The organism is Sphingomonas sp. CCH9-E2 (genome assembly GCF_001557215.1).
Lineage (GTDB): Bacteria > Pseudomonadota > Alphaproteobacteria > Sphingomonadales > Sphingomonadaceae > Sphingomonas.
Window position 1 is genome coordinate 1 of record NZ_LSJM01000188.1, and the last position, 6,026, is coordinate 6,026.

Consider the following 6,026-nt stretch of genomic DNA (forward strand, 5'->3'; position numbering starts at 1 on the left):
CACCGCGTGCGGACAGGCCCTCCCCCGGCCCCTCCCGCAAGCCGGAGGGGAGAAGACGTGAAACTCCGCCGCTTCAATCATGTCGGGATCACGCTTGTCGGCGCACTGGCCCTGTTGGCGGGCTGTCAGCAGGCACCCGAGAGCGGCAACACGACCGCGCAGACGCCGTCAGCGACCCCGACGCCAACCGGCGTGCGCGCCTTGCCCGAGGCAGAGCAGCTCAAACTCGCCTTCCGCACGACCTATGGAAAGGACGGTGCGGCACAGGTGCAGGAGGACGATGCCGGGGTCATCAATGTGAAGCCGGGTCGGTTGTTGTGGATCGGCGACGTTGCGGTGCTGTTGAGCCCCGGGGCGAACGAGTCCGACTGTCATGCCTGTTCGGGGGCGCTGGCGATCGCTTATCTGAAGCCGCAGGGCGACGGGTTTGCGGTGACCGGGAAATGGCCGACCTTGGTGCGCGGCTCTGGCTGGGGTGCGGTGCCCGAATGGCGGGTGGTCGATACCTTTACTGAGAACCCGGCGGTCTATGTCGAAAGCGGCGACGCGGCGCAGGGCTATTCATGCGGCGGCGCGTCGATCACCGAGTTGAAGCCCGATGGGCCGGTGCAGTCTGAGCGGATATGGCTGTCGGCGTCGAACGAGGGCGCGGTCGATGAGACGACCGGCAAGACCTTTGGCGGCGAGCCGCTGATCCGGCTTGAGGGGAAGATCGTCGACATCGTGAAGGGCAAGTCGTTCGCGGTGCAGGCGAGCGGGACGGCGAAGTTCGTCGAGCGCTATGATTATCGCGATGGCAAGTTCGTGCCGCAGCAGAAGGAGTCGCGGCTGTCATGTTGAACCGTGGAATGACGTCATGAAGCTCGGCCGGCTCAACCATATCGGCGTTGCGACGCCGTCGATCGCGGACTCGATCGCCTTTTATCGCGACGTGATGGGGGCGGAGACGATCCACGACCCCTTCGACCTGCCGGCGCAGGGGGTGAAGGTGTGCTTCGTCGATACGCCGAACACGCAGATCGAGCTGATCGAACCGCTGGGCGCGGAGTCGCCGATCCACGGGTTTCTGGCGAAGAACCCGGCGGGCGGGCAGCATCATCTGTGTTACGAAGTGCCTGACATCCATGCGGCCAAGGCGTGGTTCGAGGCGAAGGGCGCGCGGGTGCTGGGCGAGCCGCGGATCGGCGCGCATGGGACGTTGATCTTCTTCGTCCACCCGCGCGACATGGGCGGGGTGCTGACCGAAATCATGGAGAGCCCGCGTGATAACCACTAACCGTCACCCCGGACTTGTTCCGGGGTCCACCGGGCGGCAAGCGTGGGTGTCGATGGTGAGCGATGCGCTCGCGGATGAGTGGACCCCGGCACAAGGCCGGGGTGACGATGAGGGGTTGAGGGATGTCTGACGACACGGTTCTGTATGATCTGACGGAAGGCGTCGCGACGATCCGGCTGAACCGGCCGGAGCGGCTGAATGCGGTGACGTTCGAGATGCTCGACCTGATCCGCGCGTCGTTGCTACGCGCGGTGAATGAAGGGGCGCGCGCGGTGCTGCTGACCGGAGAGGGGCGGGCGTTCTGTTCGGGCGCGGACCTGGCGGGGCGGATGGATCGCGGGCCGGTCGATCCGGCCGAGAGCCTGGAGTTCCACTATAACCCGCTGGCCGAGACGCTGTCGAAGCTGCCGATCCCGATCGTCACCGCGGTCAATGGCCCGGCGGCGGGCGCGGGCGTCGGGATCGCGCTGGGCGGCGATATCGTGGTGATGGCGAAGAGCGCCTATCTGCTGCTCGCGTTCAGCAATATCGGGCTGGTGCCCGATTGCGGCGCGACCTGGCTGGTCGCCAAGTCGGCGGGGCGGGCCAAGGCGCTGGAGATGGCGCTGCTGGGCGAGAAGATGTTTGCCGATGACGCCAAGGATGCGGGGCTGGTCGCGCGCGTGGTCGCGGACGATGCGCTGATAGCGGAGGCGGGCAAGCTCGCCGCGACGCTGGCGGCCAAGCCGACCATCGCGCTGGGACTGATCCGTGCGCAGATCAAGGCGGCGCTCAACAACACGCTGTCGGAAACGCTGAGCGTCGAGGCGGCGCATCAGCGGATTGCGGGCAAGACCGAGGATTTTCGCGAAGGTGTGATGGCGTTTCTCGGCAAGCGCGCGCCGGAGTTCAAGGGTAAGTGAATGCGTGAGAAGCCCACCCCCGCCGCCTGGAAGGCACTCGCCGACAAGGAAGTGAAGGGCCGCGATCTGACGTGGCGCACGCCGGAGGGGATTGACGTCAAGCCGCTCTATACCGCCGAGGACGTGACCGCCGATCCGGGGCTGCCCGGATTTGCGCCGTTCACGCGCGGGGTGCGCGCGTCGATGTATGCCGGGCGGCCCTGGACGATCCGGCAATATGCGGGCTTTTCGACCGCCGAGGAATCCAACGCCTTCTATCGCCGCAACCTGGCGGCGGGGCAGAAGGGGCTGTCGGTCGCGTTCGATCTGGCGACGCATCGCGGATACGACAGCGATCATCCGCGCGTGACGGGCGATGTCGGCAAGGCGGGCGTGGCGATCGACAGCGTCGAGGATATGAAGATCCTGTTCGACGGGATTCCGCTCGACCAGATGTCGGTCAGCATGACGATGAATGGCGCGGTGATCCCGATCCTCGCCTTCTTCATCGTCGCGGGGGAGGAGCAGGGGGTCGACCAGAGCCTGCTCGACGGGACCATTCAGAACGACATTCTGAAGGAGTTCATGGTCCGCAACACCTATATCTATCCGCCCGAGCCGTCGATGCGGATCATTTCAGATATCTTTGCATATACGTCGGCCAACATGCCGAAATTCAACAGTATTTCGATCTCCGGCTATCATATGCAGGAGGCCGGGGCGACGCAGGTGCAGGAGCTGGCCTTCACCATCGCCGATGGCATGGAATATGTGAAATATGGCGTGGCCAGCGGCCTCGACATCGACAAGTTCGCCGGGCGGCTGAGCTTCTTCTTCGCAATCGGTATGAACTTCTTCATGGAAGTCGCGAAATTGCGGGCGGCGCGGGTGCTGTGGCATCGCGTGATGACCCAGCTGGGCGCGAAAGATGAGCGCAGCAAGATGCTGCGGACGCATTGCCAGACGAGCGGCGTGTCGCTGACCGAGCAGGACCCGTATAACAACGTCATTCGCACGACGATCGAGGCGATGGCGGCGATGCTGGGCGGGACGCAGAGCCTGCATACCAATGCGCTCGACGAAGCCATCGCGCTGCCGACCGATTTCTCCGCGCGCATCGCCCGCAATACGCAGCTGGTGATCCAGGAAGAGACGGGGATGACCAATGTCGTCGATCCGCTGGGCGGCAGCTACTATGTCGAGGCGCTGACCCAGGAGCTGGTCGACAAGGCGTGGGCGATCATCGAGCGGGTCGAGGCCGAGGGCGGGATGGCTAAGGCGGTCGCCACCGGCTGGCCCAAGGCGATGATCGAGGAAGCCGCCGCTGCCACCGCCGCGCGGATCGACCGGGGCGAGCAGGTGATCGTCGGGGTCAACAAATACCGCAAGGCCGAGGAAGACCCGATCGACATCCTCGACGTCGACAATCACGCCGTGCGCGAGGCGCAGGTGGCGCGGATCGCGCGGGTGAAGGCATCGCGCGATGATGCCGCGTGCCGGGCGGCGCTGGATGCGCTGCGTGAGGGTGCGCGGGGTGACGGCAATTTGCTGGAGCTGGCGGTCGTGGCGGCGCGGCATCGCGCGACGCTGGGCGAGATCAGCCTGGCGATGGAGGATGTGTTCGGGCGGCACGGGACGGTGCCGACGCCGGTCAAGGGCGTCTATGGCGGCGCCTATGACGCGGACCGGAGCTGGGAGCGGCTGAAGGACGGCGTTGCCGCGACCGAGCGGCGGCTGGGCCGCGCGCCGCGGATGCTGGTCGCGAAGATGGGGCAGGACGGGCATGATCGCGGGGCGAACCTGGTGTCGTCTGCGTTCGGTGATCTGGGGTTCAAGGTCGTGCCCGGCCCGTTGTTCCAGACGCCGCAGGAGGCCGCCGAACTGGCGCTGGCGGAGGATGTCGATGTGGTCGGTGTTTCCAGCCTGGCGGCGGGGCACAAGACGCTGATCCCGCAGCTGATCGGTCATCTGCGCGACGCCGGGCGGAGCGACATCAAGGTGATCGCGGGCGGGGTGATCCCGGCGCAGGATTATCAGATACTGCGCGACGCGGGGGTACAGGCGATCTTTGGGCCGGGTACCAATCTGGTGAATGCGGCGGAGGAGGTGTTGACCCTACTCGGCCACAACATGCCGCCGCGTGAGGAGGCTGCGGAGTGAGCGACGAGACCGTCAAGCCGGATCCGGAGCCCGGGTTCGACAAGGAGATGCTGCTCTACGATTATTCAAAGCATCTGCTGTCGCTGGCGTTGCTGGGCCTTGGCGGCATTCTGTCGATTGCGCAGTCGCCGCAGGGGCAGAAAATTCCGGGCTTGGTCATCGCGTCGCTGACGGTGTTCCTGGCGATTTCCGGGCTGTGCGCGCTCAGCTGTACCGCGTCGATTTTGCGTTCGCGCCAGCGTGATGTTCCGGTACCGCGCTCCGCGTGGCTGACCAATCAGGGGGCGATGATGTTCCTTGGCATCGGCGTCGGCGGCTTTCTTTACTCTTGGATCAGGGCTTTGATGTGACCACCCGTACCGACTGGACCCGCGACGAGATTGCCGCGCTGTTCGACCTGCCGTTCATGGAGCTGGTCTATCAGGCCGCGACCGTCCACCGCGCGCACTTCGCGGCCGACGAGGTGCAGCTGTCGACGCTGCTGAGCATCAAGACCGGCGGGTGCCCGGAGGATTGCGGCTATTGCAACCAGTCGACCCATGCCGAGACAGGCCTGAAGGCGACCAAGCTCATGGACGTCCGCGCGGTGCTGCAGGCGGCGGCGCAGGCGAAGGATAATGGCTCGTCGCGTTTCTGCATGGGGGCCGCGTGGCGCAACCCCAAGGACCGCGACATGCCGGCCATCGTCGAGATGGTGAAGGGCGTGCGCCAGATGGGCATGGAAACCTGCATGACTCTGGGCATGCTGACCGAGGGGCAGGCCGCGCAGCTCGCGGAGGCGGGGCTGGATTATTACAACCACAATATCGACACCGCGCCCGAGCGTTATGGCGAGGTGATCACGACGCGGACGTTCGAGGACCGGCTGGAAACGCTGGACCATGTGCGCGAGGCGGGGATCAACGTGTGCTGCGGCGGGATCGTCGGGATGGGCGAGACGCGGGCGGATCGCGTCGGATTCATCCACGCGCTGGCGACGCTGCCCAAGCATCCCGAGAGCGTGCCGGTGAACGCGCTGGTGCCGGTCAAGGGCACGGTGCTGGGCGACATGCTCCACGACACGCCGCTGGCGAAGATCGACCAGATCGAGTTCGTGCGCACGGTCGCGGTGGCGCGGATCACGATGCCGGAGTCGATGGTGCGCCTGTCCGCCGGGCGCGAGAGCATGAGCGACGAGACGCAGGCGCTCTGCTTCATGGCGGGGGCGAATTCGATCTTCACCGGCGACAAGCTGCTGACCACCGGCAATGCCGGGGATGACAAGGACGCGGCGCTGTTCGCGCGGCTGGGGATGCGCGCGATGCAGGCTGAGGTGAAGGCGGAGCTGGAGGCGGCGGAGTGAGTCTACTCGCTCTCCGGGTCGTGGGGTGTCTTGCGGGCCTCCTCCTCATCTTTGGATGGCTGCCCTTCGGCATCGAACTGCTCGTCAGCAGCGACGGGGACTGCAAAGGCTTTCCATGGTGCGAAGGCAACGGAGAAATCTGGCAGATCTGGACTGCCTATCTCAGCTTGGCAGGGTGGCTGAGCGTGCCGATCGCGATCCATCTGATCTATCAAACGGCTAGAAGTTGGCTGTTCCGGCGAGAATTGGACTGAAATCCCCCTCCCGCGTGCGGGAGGGGTTAGGGGAGGGCTTGTCCCTCACAACAGATTGCACCGCGTGCGGACAGGCCCTCCCCCGGCCCCTCCCGCAAGCCGGAGGGGAGAAG

Annotated in this window: 6 protein-coding genes; all 6 read left to right on the forward strand. The window is 65.7% G+C overall.

Annotated features, from left to right (window positions below):
* The first annotated feature begins 57 nt into the window (after nucleotides 1–57).
* The 6 genes from AX681_RS09210 to bioB all read left to right on the forward strand — a co-directional run bounded on the left by AX681_RS09210 (nucleotide 58) and on the right by bioB (nucleotide 5,659).
* Nucleotides 58–840, forward strand: coding sequence for a hypothetical protein (locus AX681_RS09210; protein ID WP_066660481.1), 783 nt, complete (start codon nucleotides 58–60; stop codon nucleotides 838–840).
* Nucleotides 841–856: 16 nt separating this feature from the next.
* Nucleotides 857–1,276, forward strand: coding sequence for a methylmalonyl-CoA epimerase (gene mce, locus AX681_RS09215; protein WP_066660479.1), 420 nt, complete (start codon nucleotides 857–859; stop codon nucleotides 1,274–1,276).
* 122 nt (nucleotides 1,277–1,398) lie between these two features.
* On the forward strand, nucleotides 1,399–2,178 hold the full coding sequence (locus AX681_RS09220) for an enoyl-CoA hydratase-related protein (RefSeq protein ID WP_066660477.1): 780 nt from the start codon (nucleotides 1,399–1,401) through the stop codon (nucleotides 2,176–2,178).
* Complete coding sequence (gene scpA / locus AX681_RS09225; RefSeq protein WP_066660475.1) at nucleotides 2,179–4,317, forward strand: methylmalonyl-CoA mutase; 2,139 nt, start codon at nucleotides 2,179–2,181, stop codon at nucleotides 4,315–4,317.
* Nucleotides 4,314–4,667 (forward strand): hypothetical protein, encoded by a 354-nt coding sequence (locus tag AX681_RS09230; RefSeq protein ID WP_066660472.1) that lies wholly within the window; start codon nucleotides 4,314–4,316, stop codon nucleotides 4,665–4,667. The genes scpA and AX681_RS09230 overlap by 4 nt, the downstream gene beginning before the upstream one ends.
* Nucleotides 4,664–5,659 carry a biotin synthase BioB gene (gene bioB / locus AX681_RS09235; RefSeq protein ID WP_269450347.1) on the forward strand — a complete coding sequence of 332 codons (996 nt, stop codon included), beginning with the start codon at nucleotides 4,664–4,666 and terminating at the stop codon, nucleotides 5,657–5,659. The genes AX681_RS09230 and bioB overlap by 4 nt, the downstream gene beginning before the upstream one ends.
* Nucleotides 5,660–6,026: the final 367 nt, after the last annotated feature.

Coding starts and splice junctions, on each gene's coding strand:
- scpA (WP_066660475.1), top strand. CDS start 2,179: ATGCGTGAGAAGCCCACCCCCGCCGCCTGGAAGGCACTCGCCGACAAG.
- mce (WP_066660479.1), top strand. CDS start 857: ATGAAGCTCGGCCGGCTCAACCATATCGGCGTTGCGACGCCGTCGATC.
- AX681_RS09220 (WP_066660477.1), top strand. CDS start 1,399: ATGTCTGACGACACGGTTCTGTATGATCTGACGGAAGGCGTCGCGACG.